13 protein-coding genes and 1 pseudogene are annotated in these 17,076 nt (G+C 34.7%); 6 read left to right on the top strand and 8 right to left on the bottom strand.

The window, feature by feature from the left end; translation table 11 throughout:
• Together deia_RS00140 and nuoH are read right to left on the bottom strand one after the other, a co-directional pair.
• The gene (locus deia_RS00140) at positions 1-1,395 is read right to left on the bottom strand and encodes a TraB/TrbI/VirB10 family type IV secretion system protein (RefSeq protein WP_146820155.1); all 1,395 of its coding nucleotides are present in this window, start codon (positions 1,393-1,395) and stop codon (positions 1-3) included.
• Between the two features lie 50 nt (positions 1,396-1,445).
• On the bottom strand, positions 1,446-2,432 hold the full coding sequence (gene nuoH, locus deia_RS00135) for an NADH-quinone oxidoreductase subunit NuoH (RefSeq protein ID WP_410519470.1): 987 nt from the start codon (positions 2,430-2,432) through the stop codon (positions 1,446-1,448).
• A gap of 107 nt (positions 2,433-2,539) precedes the next feature.
• Here nuoH and deia_RS00130 point away from each other — a divergent pair, with 107 nt between their 5' ends.
• Together deia_RS00130 and uvrC are read left to right on the top strand one after the other, a co-directional pair.
• On the top strand, positions 2,540-3,736 hold the full coding sequence (locus tag deia_RS00130) for a hypothetical protein (protein ID WP_146820153.1): 1,197 nt from the start codon (positions 2,540-2,542) through the stop codon (positions 3,734-3,736).
• A 3-nt stretch (positions 3,737-3,739) separates the two neighbouring features.
• Positions 3,740-5,533, top strand: a complete 1,794-nt coding sequence (gene uvrC, locus deia_RS00125) for an excinuclease ABC subunit UvrC (RefSeq protein WP_146820152.1) — start codon at positions 3,740-3,742, stop codon at positions 5,531-5,533.
• A 7-nt stretch (positions 5,534-5,540) separates the two neighbouring features.
• On the opposite strand, the gene deia_RS00120 is transcribed toward uvrC, so the two are convergent.
• The 5 genes and pseudogenes from deia_RS00120 to fabF form a co-directional block, all read right to left on the bottom strand.
• The gene (locus tag deia_RS00120) at positions 5,541-5,729 is read right to left on the bottom strand and encodes a hypothetical protein (protein WP_146820151.1); all 189 of its coding nucleotides are present in this window, start codon (positions 5,727-5,729) and stop codon (positions 5,541-5,543) included.
• Between the two features lie 5 nt (positions 5,730-5,734).
• The gene (locus deia_RS00115) at positions 5,735-8,038 is read right to left on the bottom strand and encodes an ATP-dependent helicase (RefSeq protein ID WP_146820150.1); all 2,304 of its coding nucleotides are present in this window, start codon (positions 8,036-8,038) and stop codon (positions 5,735-5,737) included.
• A gap of 417 nt (positions 8,039-8,455) precedes the next feature.
• A pseudogene (gene virB11 / locus deia_RS00110) lies at positions 8,456-9,436 on the bottom strand (P-type DNA transfer ATPase VirB11); the annotation flags it as partial.
• Positions 9,437-9,549: 113 nt separating this feature from the next.
• Complete coding sequence (locus deia_RS00105) at positions 9,550-10,566, bottom strand: type I glutamate--ammonia ligase (RefSeq protein ID WP_146820148.1); 1,017 nt, start codon at positions 10,564-10,566, stop codon at positions 9,550-9,552.
• Between the two features lie 113 nt (positions 10,567-10,679).
• Complete coding sequence (gene fabF / locus deia_RS00100) at positions 10,680-11,966, bottom strand: beta-ketoacyl-ACP synthase II (protein ID WP_146820147.1); 1,287 nt, start codon at positions 11,964-11,966, stop codon at positions 10,680-10,682.
• Positions 11,967-12,235: 269 nt separating this feature from the next.
• On the opposite strand from fabF, the gene acpP reads away from it, so the two are divergent.
• From acpP to deia_RS00080, 4 genes are all read left to right on the top strand, one after another.
• Positions 12,236-12,472 (top strand): acyl carrier protein, encoded by a 237-nt coding sequence (gene acpP / locus deia_RS00095; RefSeq protein ID WP_146820146.1) that lies wholly within the window; start codon positions 12,236-12,238, stop codon positions 12,470-12,472.
• Positions 12,473-12,488: 16 nt separating this feature from the next.
• Positions 12,489-13,454 carry a polyprenyl synthetase family protein gene (locus deia_RS00090; protein WP_146820145.1) on the top strand — a complete coding sequence of 322 codons (966 nt, stop codon included), beginning with the start codon at positions 12,489-12,491 and terminating at the stop codon, positions 13,452-13,454.
• 166 nt (positions 13,455-13,620) lie between these two features.
• Positions 13,621-16,017: a penicillin-binding protein 1A gene (locus deia_RS00085; protein ID WP_161982750.1), complete on the top strand. Its 2,397-nt coding sequence runs from the start codon at positions 13,621-13,623 to the stop codon at positions 16,015-16,017.
• Between the two features lie 2 nt (positions 16,018-16,019).
• Entirely contained in the window at positions 16,020-16,316 is a 297-nt protein-coding gene (locus deia_RS00080) for a PLP-dependent transferase (protein WP_146820143.1), read from the top strand.
• A gap of 25 nt (positions 16,317-16,341) precedes the next feature.
• Here deia_RS00080 and deia_RS00075 read toward each other — a convergent pair whose 3' ends face one another.
• Positions 16,342-16,974 carry a ribonuclease D gene (locus deia_RS00075; protein ID WP_146820142.1) on the bottom strand — a complete coding sequence of 211 codons (633 nt, stop codon included), beginning with the start codon at positions 16,972-16,974 and terminating at the stop codon, positions 16,342-16,344.
• Positions 16,975-17,076 lie beyond the last annotated feature (102 nt).

The raw sequence follows: 17,076 nt of genomic DNA, 5'->3' as shown, positions 1-17,076 counted from the left end.
TTATAAAGTCTGCTTCTTGTAATCTGGAACCACTATATCTTGATTTACAATAACTTTTATTCTCGTTCCCTGAGGAAGAGTTACAATTGGCGCAAGAGATATTGCACCATTGGTTAAATTATTCACTATATCTGTAGTATTTGATATAACAGACTGAGCCGCCATATTAATAGGATTTATATTACTTGTTGCAACAGAGCCATTACTATTTACAACCTGCGTCTGCCCATTTGTGTTGCCTGTAATTTTTTCAAGTGCAATTGCTGCTCCAAGTGTTACAAAGCTTAACAATATAGAATTACTAAATATCTCACTATATCGATTATCAACATCGCCCTCAATTCCCGCGCGACCAAACTGATCTGACGCGCTCGATGACATTGATATTATAACCCCATCTGGCCTAATTACCCTGCTCCAAGTTATATTTAATCTAGACTGTCCACGTGTCACAGTGCTACTATATGTACCATAAACTCTCGTACCTTTTGGTATTAATATTTTAGCACCAGCCTCAGCAAAAACATCTCTTGATACAATCCCTCTCACAGGCCCGGGAAGTTGTGAATTAATTGCAGTCTCAAGTACAACATCCATCATTTTTCCTATCCCAATTGTGTTTTCAAGATTTGCAGTTGTAGTAATTGTAGCATTTGGATTTTGCGAATTTTTCGAAACCTCAACAAGCTTCGATGTATCGTATATAATAAAATCTTTCTCACCAGTTCCACCTGATTCTTTCTTCTTCCCAGATGACTGAGAACCAGAAGAATTTCCATTTGAAAACGCAAACATCTCTTTCTTTTTCGCCTCTACAACTACATCAGGATTTTGCACAGGAGTATCGCTACTTGGTTGGCTTGCTACAACTGGATCTGGCATTTTTGGCATATCTAAAGATGGCGGCGGCGGAAGTTGATTATTGTTATTTATAGTAATATTTGTATTGTTGTCTTTTAAAGCATTTTTATCTTTAATCAATTCTGGCTTTGAAAAATTAAAATCTGGTAATGGCGGAACATCTGGCGCCGAAACAGATGGAATAGATGGATTTGAAACATTTTTTGCAGACTGTGCATCAAATTCTTGAATTTCTTTCGGAGCAACTGCAGATTTGTTTTTACTATCTGGAATTGGATCTTTAGCAAAATTCTGCGGCAAATCTGGTGGCTGTTGAACTTGAGACTCTTCATCTTTTCCACCATCATCCTTTTTAGAGCCTCCATCATTGCTAAAAACAACATTATATAACATAAAAACAACACCAAGAATGGCTAAGATAATTTGAACCATCCTTTTAATTTTGGCTTTTTTTACCTTTGCGCCTTGGCCAGAACTATCCGCCTCCTCTTCATCCAAATCTTCAGCAGGTGTATTATCTTTTTTCGCTTGCATGATGAAAAATATCAATCGTTTTTAACATTGTGAGATTAAAATTACAAAATTCAAGCAAAAAAATACTTAAATATTGCAACTAACACAAAATATCCAAAACTAATAGGCATAAATACCTTCCAGCTTAGCTTCATTAGCTGATCGTATCGATATCTTGGAAGCGCCGCGCGAACAAGAATGAACATAAAAAGCAAGAAGCAAACTTTTAATAAAAACCAAATTGGACCTGGGATAAATGACAAAACTTCAAAAGGCGCAAGCCAACCCCCAAGGAATAAAATAGTGCAGAAGGTTGACATTAAAATCATATTTGCATATTCGCCAAGAAAGAAAAGCACGAATGGCATTGAAGAATATTCTATATTATACCCCGAAACTATTTCAGATTCAGCCTCCGGAAGATCAAACGGATGTCTATTTGTCTCGGCAAGTATTGAAATAAAAAATATGATAAAAACTGGGAAAAGCGGTATACAAAACCACATATTTTGTTGTGCATTAACAATTTGTGTCAAATTTAGCGACTCTGACAGCACAAGAACGCACAATATGCAAAATCCCATAGCTATTTCATACGAAATCATTTGACTTGCAGACCGAATTGCCCCCAAAAAAGCATACTGCGAATTACTTGCATATCCTGCAATTATAATGCCATAAACCCCCATAGCCGATATTGCAAGCAGGTAACTTACCCCAACATCAATATTTGCAAGCACGAAATTTTGAAATGGAATAACGCTCCAGCCAAGAAGTGCAAGTGAAAAAGTCAGTATTGGTGCAAAAAGAAACAGAAATTTATCAGAATTAGACGGCAAAATAACCTCTTTATTCATCCCCTTTATCGCATCGGCAAAAGATTGCAAAATTCCAAACGGCCCAACAACAGATGGCCCAACACGAAGCTGTATCGCCCCTATTATTTTACGCTCTGCATAAACTAAAAATGCAACCATTATCACAACCGGCAAAATGACGCATAAAATCTGGAAAATTGTAAGTAAAATAGAGTATTCTTGCATCGTCAAATATATCATTTAAAACACTATATACACAAAAAATATTATTTTCAAATGTTTTTATTTTTTTTCCTTGATTTTTATTATTATTTGTGTTCCAATAGTTTGCCATATTTTATTACAAAATGAAACGCAGAAAAATTAAAAAAGGAGTATCTGGTTACTTTATTCAGCTTATAATATTTCTAATCGTCGTTTCCGCTTTAATATCAATTGCAGTTGCAGGTGGTAAAAAATTAATATCATTCTACTATGTCTCAAGTATTGTAAGAGAAATAAGATCTATATCAGAAGCAGATGTAAATTATTACTCTTCAATTGGATATTACGCCGGAAATACACCATCTAGTGCAATGACTGGTATTTACTCTAGCTTAAAATCAAGTGTAACAACAATGGAAAATGCCGCACTATCTGATCAATCAGGCTCAAATGGCCTAACTCTAGTTCAGCAAAATGCAGTTATTCGCCCACAAGGTGACATACTGGTTGGTAATAATTCTCGTATAGCAACAGCACAACTTGTAATGGGTGGATTTCTATCGCCATCTCTAGCAAGTGGAACAAGAGCTTCAACAACGTTTACAGATAATACAATTGTTTTACAATACTCTGCAACGCCTGCAAGTATGAAAGGTTTAATTACATCAAAAGTTTTCTCAGGACTTGCATATGTCATACATAAAGATAAATGTGACGATGGAAGTACATATTGCGATCATGGTCCAAGCCCGATTTTGTATCATAAAAATTACAACTATACATCAAGATGGTCTGGTACTCGAAGAATAGCTACAGTATTATACTCTCAAGATAATAAAATGTCATTTCCATCATCGACTAATTTAACATCAAATAGTAATTTTTTCACTAATGGACTAATGTTTTCCACTTTAGATAATCAATCTTCTAGAATTACATCAAATCTTGCATATATGATAGACGCAAAAATAGATGATGGCTTGCCATATGGACCAAATAGTAAAATGATTGGATCTGATATAATCTCAAGTGTTACACTTCAATATGCATACTTAAAAGATGCAACCTATGCAAACAATCTCTCTTTTGGCACAACTGGAACAATGGTATTTGCTACAACAAACTATGGTTGCACAGATTTATTAAGTAAAGATGGCGGATTTACCATTAATTATAAATCATCCGCAAGTGCAACGGTTGCTACAACAATGCCACTATTTAAAGACATCACAGCATACGCAATAACAAATTCTAAATACTCTTCTGGTGATTTATCAATGAGCCAAGCAAGTGTAAAAAATTGTAATCTCGAAATTAAAATCGATGGTACAGATGATTAGTAAATGAGCGAAGTTTTAAAAGAAAAAATTAAAACTGCTCCAAACTTACCCGGCATATACATAATGCTTTCAGAAAATAGCGATGTGCTTTATGTCGGTAAGGCAAAAAATATCCAAAATCGCCTTGAACAATACCTAAATCCAAGCCATGTCAGAACTCAAAAAATGGTTTCTCAAATAAGCGATATTCGCTTCATTACAACAAACAGTGAAGAAGAGGCGCTAATGCTTGAAATGTCGAATGTAAAATCAATGAAACCAAAATACAATGTTTTACTAAAAGACGACAAATCATTTCCGGAAATATTTATATCAACCGGTGAAGACTTTCCATCAATTTCAAAACATCGCGGTAAAAGAATAGAAAAAGGCGAGTATTTTGGGCCATTTGCAAGCTCGGATGATGTATATAAAACAATAGATGCAATCGAAAAATTTTTCCAAATTCGCACATGCTCAAATTTTGAATTCAAAACAAGAAGCAGACCATGCATGAAATATCAAATCAAAAGATGCACAGCGCCATGTGTTCAAAAAACCTCAGCTCAAGAATACAAAACGCAAATAAAATCAGCAATTTCATTCCTTCATGGCAAAAATGATGAATTAAAAACTCAACTCTGCAAAAAAATGCAAGAATACTCTCGCGATATGGAATTTGAAAAAGCCGCTCAAATTCGCGATACAATAAGCTCAATTTCGAAAATTCAAATGTCTGATAATATACAAATTTTGGAAACTGATAACATGGATATTTTAGGTGTGCATGAGCAATCAGGCAAGCTCTGCATTCACTTGTTCTTCATAAGAAATGGATATAATTTTGGCAGCAAGCCTTATTTTTTTGAGATTCGCGAGTTTGATAAATCTGAAATCTTGTATCAATTTATTCACCAATTTTACCTTTCAAGCAAGCCTCCTGAATATATTATTTTATCCGAAAATGTCAATTATAATAACGAATTATCAAAAATCCTATCCACAAAAATTATAGCCCCAAAAGACTCACGCCTTGAAAAAATTGTAAGCTTTGCAAATCAAAATGCAAAAAACTCACTTGAGCAGCAAAATGCGACAAGTGGAATAAACGAGACTTTCATGACCCAAATTGCAGCACTTTTCAATCTATCCAAAACCCCAGAAAGAATCGAGGTTTTTGATAATTCACATATTTTTGGAAAACAGGCAATAGGTGCAATGGTAAGCATCAATAAAGACGGATTTGACAAGTCAAATTACAGAAAATATAATTTTGACATGAATGTAAATACAATGAATGACTACGAAATGATGGAAAATATGCTATATCGCAGGGCTTGTAAAATTCTTGAAATGAGAGAGAAAAAGCAAGACAATATCCCAGATTTATGGCTTATAGACGGTGGAGTTGGGCATTTATCGGCCGTAAAAAAAGCACTTTTAGCAGCAAATCTTGATATTGACTATATTTGCATCTCAAAAGGTGTAGATAGAAACGCAGGAAATGAGCTTTTTCATACGAAATATGAGCAAAATATTCAAATAGATAGGAAATCAGAAGTAATGTTTTACCTGCAAAGAATTCGTGATGAAGTTCATCGTTTTGCAATCACATCACATCGTAAAAAACGCGATAAAGACACGATAAAATCCGTTCTTGATGAAATTCCAAATATAGGTGTAAAGCGAAAAAAAGCCCTGCTTTTGCATTTTGGCTCGCCGCAGCTTGTAAAACAGGCATCGATATCCGATTTACAAAAAGTTGAAGGGGTAAGCGAAGCCGTGGCAAAGACAATATACGACTTTTTTCATGATTAATACTCTATTATTTATCATTTAATGCAATTAGATTTGAATTAATCTGTGAAGATAAAACCTTAATTTCCTCTGCATTAATGCCAAGAAATTTAGACGCTTCATCTTCCGATGTAATATTTGCTAAAGTATAGTAAAGCTCTATTAAGTCATCAATACTATCTATTTCATTATCTCTTAAAACATCTTTATATTTCATATTTTCTAAATAACAACTTTTAAAAAACACTTATCAAGTATCATCCTTTTGCCATCGGTAAATTTCACTTCAACAAATTTCCCAAGCTGCTTGACAATCTCTCCATTTCCATATTTTTCATGGCTTACTTTTGCTCCAGGTTTGATATTTTCATTGTAATCCGCTCCACCCAAACTTCTGCCATCTATACTTTTTTTTCTTGAATCACTTGCATCGGTCTTCACATGCCCACTATACTGCGCATGTGAATCAAGTCTTTCAACATGTGTAAATATTGCCTTCTCAACCGATCTTCTGTTATAATTATAAGAGTCATTATTTTGATAAATATTTGCCTCAAATCTTGGCTTTTGATATTCATTTGCAATACCACTTCTGCCGGTTTTATTTACTCTCTCGTATAATTTTGGGTCAATATCTGTTATAAATTGTGACTTTGGCGAAACATTCATTTTTCCAAACATAAACCGCATTGTTGCGTTTAAAATTGTAAGATTTCGCTTTGCACGAGTTATTGCAACATACGCAAGGCGACGCTCTTCCTCAAGCCCGCGATTTCCAGATTCCTCAACAACTCTGCGATTTGGAAACAATCCATCCTCCCATCCCGGCAAAATAACGCAGTCAAATTCAAGCCCTTTTGATGCGTGAATCGTCATAACATTTACAACATCTGTCTCGTCAATTGAGTCGCTGTCTGCAACAAGTGAAATATGGTCAAAAAATTCCTGCAGAGTTGGAAAGCGTGAAAGATTATTGATTAAATCATCTACATTATCAATCTTTTTCTCATAACTTGGGTCAGATTTTGCTTCTTCCCGCATCATTTCCATATAGCCAACATCTTCAAGTAAAGTTATGCAAATATGTGCTATAGAAATAGATCCACTTGCCATATCAAGCCTTGCTTTTTGAATGCTATCTAGCATCTTTGCTAGACTTTCTGATATTTTACCGCTAAGCAATTTTTGCTCAATCATTACTCTCACAGCTTGTAGAATATGCAAATTATTATTAAACGCAAAATTTACTATTGTTTCAAAGGTTTTTTCACCAATTCCACGCTTTGGAGTATTAATTACACGCTCAAGAGCTACAAGATTTGAGTCAGAAAGCAGAAAATTTATATACCCAATCGCATCTTTTATTTCTTTTCTTTCGTAAAATTTAACCCCGCCAATTATTTTATACGCTATCGAATATTTAACTAAAGCCTCTTCAACACTACGCATTTGTGCAGTTGTGCGAAGTAAAATTGCTATATCTTTTTTAAAATTAACATCTCCATTTTTAAGCGAATTTATAATAATTTGTGCAATTTCCTCAGACTCCTGTCTATCGTCGTATACATCAATGATTTTCACACTTCTTGTGTCTTTTAAATGAGACTGTAGGTTTTTTTCATACCGCTTCGTGTTTTCCGAAATCACACTTGATGCAAGGTCTAAAATGCCTTGAGTTGATCGATAATTATCTGTTAAAGTGATAATTTTTGCATCTGGAAAATACTTCTTAAAATTTAAGATATTTGCAATATCCGCCCCACGCCATGAGTAAATTGACTGGTCATCATCGCCTACGCAACATATATTTTTATGCCTTGAAACCAGCATGGATATTAAATTATACTGCGTTTTGTTTGTATCTTGATATTCATCCACCAAAACATACTTAAACTTCTCTTGAAAATAGGACAAAACCTCAGGACTTCTGCGGAAAATTTCAATCACAAGCAGCATTAAATCATCAAAATCAACCATATTTGAAGCCCTTAAAAGCTCTTGATATTTCGGGTAAATTTTTGACATATCAATATCGCCCTGATTATACTTTGAGCAAGCATAGCTATCGCTAACATCGACGTTTTCCTCTTTTAACTTTCCTATGTTATGTGCTATTATTTTAATTGGCGCAGATTTTTCCGATAATCCAAAAAATTCAACCGCGCGTTTCATAAGCTGCCTTTGATCCCCGCTATCTGCAATAGTAAATCCCCTTTGCAGCCCAACTAATTCGTAGTGAATTTTTAAAATTTTCAGGCAAATTGAGTGAAAAGTGCCAATCCATGAATCAAAAGACGCATTCATATCAACCATGTGCTCTATCCTCTCTCTCATTTCGCCAGCTGCTTTATTTGTAAAAGTTACCGCTAAAATTTGGTCAAGGCTTGCAAGATTGTTTTGCACGATATAGGCAATTCTATTTGTAATAACCGTTGTTTTCCCAGTTCCAGCACCAGCTAAAACAAGAACCGGCCCATCTGTTTGCATCACGGCATTTCTCTGTCCGTCATTTAAATTGCTTAACATATAAAAATTAGCTCATAATTTACTAAACTAAAAAAATTTATATGCAATATTTTTTTATAACTTATTTTCAAAAATAATAAAATATAGCTTACAATTTATATTTTCTGTAGGTATTATCTAATAACTGCTTCATTACGCAACCCACTTTTTGACTAAAACCTCCTTTCCATCCTTTATTTTCTTTACAACCTGATATTGCCTGCCATCTGGTGCTGTTTTAATTATTGGCTTTTCATTTTGATTATCATCCTGCACACTTTCCCCACTTGTCTCCTGTATACTGCCATCCGCCTCCTTTTCAGCCTCATCAGCCTTTTGCATCTCCTGTTTTTTCGCATTTGCATCTGCAATAATCTCGGCCGCTTCTTCAACTCTCACGCCATTTGCCTCATCAATATTGCGTGAATACTTCGTCGGCTTTCTGCCCTTGAAATAAACCTCAGAAATAAACCTAACCCCGCCAGTTGCAGCTCTTTTTAACTGTGCAACAACCTCAACAACATGGTGAATATACGCCTTAATTTCTGCAGGCGGCATTCCAAGCCCAGCCTGCATCACCATAAGCTTTAACTGCTCAAGCGCCATTGCAGGTTCATCCGCGTGCACCGTCGCAATTGACCCAGGGTGACCCGTATTTATCGCGCGCAAAAAGCTAAATGCCTCCGCCCCACGAAGCTCACCAATTATAATCCTATCTGGCCGTAAACGAAGGCACGCCTCAATTAAATCCTGCACAGTTACATGCGCGCGGCCCTGCCCGCCTTTTGACGCAAGTAAATGCAGGCGATTTGGGTGATTTGAAAGATCAATTTCCCTTGCATCCTCAACCGTAATAAGCCTTTCATCATGCGGAATAGACCGAAGCAAGGCATTTGCAAAAGTCGTCTTACCAGTTGACGTTCCCCCTGAAATAATCAAATTTTTCTTCCAAAGAACGCTTTTATGCAAGAAATTCTTTATATCCCCTTGATCTAAAAACTCCGATAGTAACAAATCATTTGGATCTTCCTGCGCAGCGGTTGCCGTCTGTGAAAACGCACCCATTTTTTCGTAATCATCAAGGCTCCACGCAAGCGAAGATGGCTTTCTTATTGCATATGCTATCATTCCCTGCTCACATGCAGGTGGAATTAAAATCTGAACACGGTATCCATTTGGAAGAGTTGCCGAAAGCACAGGCTTTTCCTCACTAATCATCTGCTCTGTTGACCTTGCAACAAGATTTGCAAGCCCACGAAGTTGATTAAAATCAAGCTCTGGAACCTCATGACGACTTAATTCTCCACGCTTTTCAACCCATATTTCACACGGCCTATTAATCGCAATTTCATTTACCCCGTCAATAGAGAAAAACTGCTCAAAATGCTTAAGGTATGTATTTAAAGCAATATTATTCATTATTTCAAATAGGTCAGCAGATAATAAAATTGAAACCAGATTCTAAAAGTCAAGTTTTTTTTATAAAAGGCATATTATCATTCATTTTTTCTATATTATAGTATAGTTATAGTTTATTTAATATATAGCACTTTATTAATATCGCCAATAAAACCTTGTATTATGGAAGAGACTTTACTGCCAATATACATTTTTTTTGCATCTTCGAGATTTTTTGGAATAATTTCGAGCAGATCGTCATACTTTCTGTCAAATGCATCGCCATAAATAGGCTCACTTGGCTCTAAATTATTGCATATTCCATAAGTTATCGCATAAACCAAGCCGCAAAAAAGCTTATACGGATTGCTATCTGGGCATGGCATACGAAACTCAATTCTGGCATCTTGCATGTTCATTATTTTGCTGTAAGGAAGACGAATCATGCAGGTTCTATTGTTCATCCCCCATGAAAAATTTGTTGGATAATTTCTGTGCATTTGCCCAAATATAGGTCTTGTAAAGCGAAAATATGAATTTTCGTCATCTCCAGCTGATAAATAAACCAGCGCCTTTGCATTTTCCATAATGCCGCCTATTGCATTTTTAATAAGAGGCGAAAAATTACCAAAATGCTGAAAAATATTGGAATATTTGTCATTATAAAGCGAAATATTAACATGCATACTGTTTCCCGCGTCATGTGCAAATGGTTTTGCCTTTGTGATGAAGTAAAATCCAAGACTTTCTGCAATCTCGCAGGCGTATTTCTTAAATCTTACAATCCCGTCAGCGCACGCAACAACATGGGGAATTTTTTCAAAAGTTATTTCAAATTGATTTTTTCCATCTTCGCTTTCAACATCTGTAATATTTACATCAAATTCCTTCATTTTATCTTTTATCTTGGAAGAAAATTCACGAATTTCGTCATCTTTATAGCTAAATTTCCGATAGTTTTGAAATTCTTTAGGCAGCGGCTTTTTTATCTCACTTGGATTTAGGGCAAAATCACTTTTTTGCACAAGGTAAAACTCAAATTCTATACCGGTTTGGAAAAATATTTCTGGAATGTCAAGAGTCGTAAGCAGCGAAGATGAAGATATATTCCACACATCAATTAAATTATTTCTCTCTTTTGTGTAATCCATTTTAAAGCCTTTTTATAATTAAATACAACAAAAAGTATAATTCAAGTATTTTTTACCTCTATCTTTCAATAAAAATTCAACCTATTTCATCGGTTAAATCTGCAAATTATCAATTATTCAACCTTTTTAAACAGCAAAGACGCATTACACCCACCAAAGCCAAATGAATTGGATAATACCGTCTTCACACTTGCTTTTTTAGAAGTTTTTGGACAAAAATCAAGGTCGCATCCGTCAGATGGATTTTCAAGATTAAGAGTTGGCGGAATTATGCCAGTTTCTATCGCCATTATTGAAAATACCGCCTCTATTGCAGCTGCCGCGCCAAGTAAATGCCCAGTTGCCGATTTTGTTGAAGATACTATTGCATTTTTTGCATTTTCGCCAAGCAATCTCTTTAGTGCTTTGACTTCAATTTCATCTCCCATAGGCGTTGATGTTCCATGGGCATTAATATAATTTATATCGGAAGGATTAATTTTTGCTTTATTTATAGCTATTTTCATAGCAGCAAGCGCGCCATCGCCCTCAGGATGCGGAGCGGTTAAGTGATATGCATCAGCGGAAGCGCCATATCCTGCAAGTTCGCAGTAAATTTTCGCCCCACGCTTTTTTGCATGTTCGTATTCCTCAAGCACTAAAACAGCAGCCCCTTCACCCATAACAAAGCCATCTCTGTCGCGGTCCCACGGTCTTGACGCTGAAGTTGGATTGTCATTATTGGTCGAAAGTGCACGAAGTGCGTTAAATCCGGCAATTCCAAGCGGCGAAATTGCAGATTCAGCTCCGCCAACTACCATAATATCAGCATCATCACATAAAATAGCCCTTGCACCCTCGCCTATTCCATGTCCAGCCGTTGCGCAAGCACTAACTACGCCAAAATTTGGACCACGAAAGCCATATTTCATAGAAACCTGACCCGAAATCAAATTTATCAATACAGATGGTATAAAAAATGGGCTTATTTTTCTAATACCCTGCGAATGCAAAATTTTATCGTTATCCTCAATAGTTGCAAGGCCTCCAATACCAGATCCAAGTAAAACACCAACTCTATCTTTATTTATATTCTCGCTATTTATTCCAGACTCTAAAACCGCCTGATCTGCAGCATGTATGCCATATATTATAAACTTATCCATGCGTTTTACTTCCTTTTTATCAACAGCCTCCTCAGGATTAAACAAATTTTCGTAAACATGACCGCTTTTGCCTTCAAAATTACCGCCTTGCCACTTAATTTCCGCTGCAATTTTAGTATTTACAATGGACGAATCAAAATTATCAATATTTGAAACAAAAGAGACAGAATTGGTGATTTTATCCCATACTGACTTAACATTATACCCACCCGGTAAAACAATTCCCATTCCAGTTACAACTACGCGACGGCTCATAAATGCAAATATTTTTTTTATATTATGTAATGAAAAATTATTTTGCAAGTGTTTTTTCATTATATATAATTATATTATACATATTTTTAATAAATATACCAAAAAACCAATAAACAGCCATCATCAATAAAACAGAATGCTATTTTGAATAATAAAAACAAAACTATATACTTATATGAACGATAATAACTATATATTTTTTATTTTATAAATAAAGATTTGACTTTTATATTTTTGGCTTAACAATAGCTTAAATGTTTTTTTAATTCATGAACGATATTAATTCTAGGGTTCTGAAAATTGTTTCAGACCAAGTTGGCGTTAGCGAGTCAGATATTAAGCTTGAAAGCTCTTTTATTGAAGATCTAGGTGCCGATAGCCTTGATACAGTTGAACTTGTTATGGCTCTTGAAGAAGAGTTTAGCATAGAAATTCCAGATGAAGATGCTGAGAAAATTAGAACTGTACAAAATGTTGTTGATTATATATCAAAAAAAGTAGCATAATTATTATTATGCTATTATGGACTACAAAGATTATCTATTTGATGTAAAGGGATTTATAGCAAATAACCTTAGCTATGATTCACCTTTCGTCAAGGATATTGTGTCTAAAATACCCTATTCATCTGGAAAGATGACTAGGTCTCTTATTTTATATAGTTTATCTAAAATCTCATCAGATATAGATGAAAATATTCGTAATAAGGCGGTTTTATTCGGCTCAATAATAGAGATTTTACACCTTGCTACCATTGTTCACGATGATGTAATAGACGATTCATCCCAAAGGCGTGGATCTTTAACTCTAAATAAGGCAGAAACAAATAGAATATCAATTTTAGCCGGAGATATATTGTTTTCTACAAGCTTTAAATTAATGGCTGCGCAAAATGATAATGAAATAACAAAAATCATCGCAAATGCCTGCGAAGATGTTGTTTGCGGGGAAATAGAAGAGGAAATCTTGATCTCAAATTCAGATATACAAATGCAAGACTATTTAACAATTATAGATAAAAAAACAGCACGCCTATTTGAAATCTCAGCCGAAATTGGCTCAATAATTGCAAATTCAAATCTCGTTGAAAAGGCTAAAATTTTCGGTAAAAACATAGGAATTGCTTTTCAAATTATTGATGATTTAATAGACTATTTTTCCACAGAAAAAGATTCAGGAAAGCCTCAATTTTCAGACATAAAAACAAAAAAATTTACAATTCCAGTCATAATGCTAAAACAATATGCTACTCAAGATGAAATGAACACGGTCAACCAAATATTTACCAATAAAAATCACACTGCATCTGAAGATGATATAAATGCCATTTTGGCTCTAATGAATAAATACGAGATAAAATCTAAAATTATAGACGAATCAGAAAAATATGTAAATCTTGCAAAAGATGCGCTTTTAACCTTTAACGACTCAAAAGATCGTTCAATTATGTTGCAGTTTTTAAATGAAATATCTTATAGAAATAAATAATATGCGTTGGATTGGAATTATTGGAATATTTAAAAAAATAAAAAGAATTTTAATCAAAATTTTCTTATATATAATAACAGGAATAATAAATTCACTTACAATAATATTTGTTAAACTTTTTTCCCCCTTTCTTGCAAAAAGAAATTTATTCAAAAGATTTATAATAATGATATTCGTAGTTGGATCAATTGTTGCAATTTCAATTTCTTTCTATGCGTATATTTTATGGAAACAAGAAATAGATATATCTGCAATGAAAAATTATCGCCCTATAATGTCTAGTAAAATAGTTGATATAAATGGTAAATTAGTTGGTGAATTTGCAAACGAAAGGCGTATTTTCATTTCAATTGATAAAATTCCAAAACACCTCATCAATGCTTTCATATCAGCAGAAGATAGAAATTTCTACACGCATCAAGGAATTGACCTCCAAGGTCTTTTTCGTGCTTGCATTACAAGTCCGATATATTTTTTATCAGGTCGTAAAATCCACGGCGCATCAACAATAACTCAGCAAGTCGTACGAAATACTATTCTTTCAAAAGAACGAACTTTAACCCGCAAACTAAAAGAAATGATACTGTCTTACAGAATTTCCAAAATAATGTCTAAAGAAGAAATAATGGAAATTTACCTCAATCAAATATATCTTGGCTCAAAAAGCTACGGCGTTGAAGCGGCAAGTAATGAATATTTTGGCAAGTCTGTTCAAGATATAACTATATCAGAAAGCGCATTAATTGCATCCCTTGCAAAAGCACCCTCAACTCTTGATCCAAGAAAAGGTAAGGCCGCTACATTAAATAGACGAAACTGGATTATAAAATCAATGTTTGAAGAACAGTATATAACAAAAGAAGAAATGAATGAATCACTTGAACAACCAATTAATCTTAAAAATAAAACCTTTACAAGAAAACCATATTCATACATAGAATATGTAACTTATTATCTTGAAAATGAGAAACAAATTTTACGCGAAAATCTTGAACAAGATGGCTATCTTATAAAAACAAAATTTGATTACCAAATATATGATATGGCGTATAAAGCACTAAATAATGGAATCAAAAATTATGATAAAAGACATGGATATAAAGGCCCTATTGGAAAATGCGAAGATGTTCGTAAAATACAAAAATGCTTAGATAGCTTCAATACTCCAGATCTCCTTGGTGAAAATAAAATTGCAGTAATTACAAATATAAGTAACGACTGTGTTGAAATAGAAATGACAAAAAATGAAAAATCTAAAATTGCATTCAATGATCTAAAATGGGCACGAAAAAGACTGGAAAATCTACAACTTGGACAAGAAATTAAAACTCCATCTGATATTTTTGAAATAGGTGACATCATTGTTGTTGAAAAAAATGGTGATAAGTATACACTTGACCAAATACCGGAAATAAACGGTGCGGTAACGATTATTAATCCACAAACCGCTGAAATAATTGCCATGGTTGGGGGTTATTTAGATATTCCCGGCAGCTTCAATAGGGCATTTCAGGCAAAAAGACAGCCAGGATCAGTTGCAAAACCTTTTTCATATCTTGCAGCACTAGAATCAGGCTTTAAACTAAACAACATAATCATAGACTCTGATGTACAAATTGCAACAGGTGGCGGTGGCGCTTGGATGCCTGTAAATAACACAAAAGATCACAGTGGCGCAATAACACTGCGTCGTGCATTTGAAAAATCATTAAATTCACCACTTGCTCGCGTAATGAACGATGTTGGCGCATCAAAATTGCCACCACTGCTTGCAAGACTTGGCATAACTGATAACGCAGAGCCAAATTTATCAACCGCCCTCGGCACTTTTGATACAACATTAGTCAATATATTAACTGGATATTCCATTATTATAAATGGCGGAATAAAAGCAAAACATTGCCCTATTGTAAGTATTGAAAAAATTGGCGATGCAGAAAAGTTTGAAAACACGACTAAAGAAAACGAAATTCCAAAAGATGAAACTGAGAAAACCAAAAATACAGATAATATTGAAGATATAATGGATGATTTATCAAATAAAATATTCGCATCTAATGAAGAAAGAGAGGTTGGAGATCAAATAATAGATCCACGACTTGCATATCAAATAACAAGCCTCCTGCAAGGCTCTGCAACAAGAGGTACAGCAGCGAAATTTGGCGCTCTGGCACCAGGTCTCTTGCTTGGTAAAACAGGCACAACAAATGACGCAAAAGACCTATGGTTCATAGGCGGCTCAACAGATTATTTAATCGGAGTTTACATCGGATATGACATACCAAAAAGCCTTGGCGTAAATGAATACGGCGCAGTTACGGCACTTCCAATTGCAAATGAAATAATGTCGCAAATCGTTAAAATATACCCACCAAAAGCCCCAATTGCCCCAGAAGGTTTGAAATTTATTGATATCGACATCGAAACTGGTAAAATTCCTTCACGAAAAAATGCAAAAACTATAAAAGAGGTTTTCCTAATTGAAGATACAATCAATAATGAGGAAACAAATAATGATACACAAGACTCTCAGGCTCAGGCAGACATTACCGGAATTTATTAAACATCACCAAAATCCAAGACCTAAACCCATTCCCAGAATACGGACGCATCGGAAATCCAACAATTTTTGAACTTGCAAACACAATGTCTAAACTTGAAAAAGGCGACTTTTCAATAATCACAAACGGCGGAATGAGCGCGGTTACAACTGCGATTTTATCTTATGTCTCAAGCGGAGATCACATACTTTTATCAGACGGAACGTACACAAGCACGAAGAAATTTATTGAATCAATTTGCCCAAAATTTGGTATTGAATATAGTTTTTATGATGGTTTTAAAGGGGGGCAAGGGGGGTAGTGTCGAAGGTGAGGAGGAATATCAATTAGTGATTATAAATCTCGCTACCAAGAAAGCCAAGTAAATCAGCTTTGCAGATGGTGTGTAAAAATGAAAAATACTCCCTTGCAAGCGGTAATCTTCCATTTTCATAAAGCATTTGCGTTAATTTTTCACGCATTTCATGAAGATAAATTACATCGTTTGCAGCATATTTCTTTTGCTCATGAGTAAGTTCCTCAGCCCCCCAATTGCTTGATTGTTGCTCTTTTTTAAGCTCTACGCCGCATAATTCCATAACAATAGTGCGCAGCCCATGATGATCTGTGTACGTTCTTGCAAGCTTTGACGCTATTTTTGTGCAAAAAATGTTTGGAATTTTTTCAATCTTAAAATAATGCATCATAATTGCAATATCAAATCTACCGTAGTGAAAAATTTTCTGACGCTTGGAATCTTGCAACAATGCTATCAAATTTTTCGCATTGTAATTGACATTTCCATTGTCATCTCTGCGAAACTGCACTAAATGAACATTTCTATCTTCGTCGCAAAGCTGAACAAGACAAAGGCGATCCCTTGGAATTTGCAAGCCCATAGCCTCGGTGTCAATTGCAATATCGCCGTTTAAAACAACATCATTTGGCAAATCTTGGTAATGTAAATTTATTTTATTCATATTTCACGCTAGACATAACATTAAAATCTACATTATTTTTTAATTTGCAAGTAAAATTGTCAATATTAAAAAAGCTTGCAAAATATTTTATTTCGTGTATAG

It is taken from the genome of Candidatus Deianiraea vastatrix (genome assembly GCF_007993655.1).
In the GTDB taxonomy this organism is placed as follows: domain Bacteria; phylum Pseudomonadota; class Alphaproteobacteria; order Rickettsiales; family Deianiraeaceae; genus Deianiraea; species Deianiraea vastatrix.
Note: the sequence above shows the minus strand (reverse complement) of the source record. Positions and strands in the feature narration are given on the sequence as shown.

What these genes read in the sequence shown, in the direction of transcription:
- deia_RS00140 (WP_146820155.1), bottom strand. Translation starts at nt 1,395, where the DNA reads ATGCAAGCGAAAAAAGATAATACACCTGCTGAAGATTTGGATGAAGAG.
- nuoH (WP_410519470.1), bottom strand. Translation starts at nt 2,432, where the DNA reads ATGATATATTTGACGATGCAAGAATACTCTATTTTACTTACAATTTTC.
- deia_RS00130 (WP_146820153.1), top strand. Translation starts at nt 2,540, where the DNA reads ATGAAACGCAGAAAAATTAAAAAAGGAGTATCTGGTTACTTTATTCAG.
- uvrC (WP_146820152.1), top strand. Translation starts at nt 3,740, where the DNA reads ATGAGCGAAGTTTTAAAAGAAAAAATTAAAACTGCTCCAAACTTACCC.
- deia_RS00120 (WP_146820151.1), bottom strand. Translation starts at nt 5,729, where the DNA reads ATGAAATATAAAGATGTTTTAAGAGATAATGAAATAGATAGTATTGAT.
- deia_RS00115 (WP_146820150.1), bottom strand. Translation starts at nt 8,038, where the DNA reads ATGTTAAGCAATTTAAATGACGGACAGAGAAATGCCGTGATGCAAACA.
- deia_RS00105 (WP_146820148.1), bottom strand. Translation starts at nt 10,566, where the DNA reads ATGGATTACACAAAAGAGAGAAATAATTTAATTGATGTGTGGAATATA.
- fabF (WP_146820147.1), bottom strand. Translation starts at nt 11,966, where the DNA reads ATGAGCCGTCGCGTAGTTGTAACTGGAATGGGAATTGTTTTACCGGGT.
- acpP (WP_146820146.1), top strand. Translation starts at nt 12,236, where the DNA reads ATGAACGATATTAATTCTAGGGTTCTGAAAATTGTTTCAGACCAAGTT.
- deia_RS00090 (WP_146820145.1), top strand. Translation starts at nt 12,489, where the DNA reads ATGGACTACAAAGATTATCTATTTGATGTAAAGGGATTTATAGCAAAT.
- deia_RS00085 (WP_161982750.1), top strand. Translation starts at nt 13,621, where the DNA reads ATGATATTCGTAGTTGGATCAATTGTTGCAATTTCAATTTCTTTCTAT.
- deia_RS00075 (WP_146820142.1), bottom strand. Translation starts at nt 16,974, where the DNA reads ATGAATAAAATAAATTTACATTACCAAGATTTGCCAAATGATGTTGTT.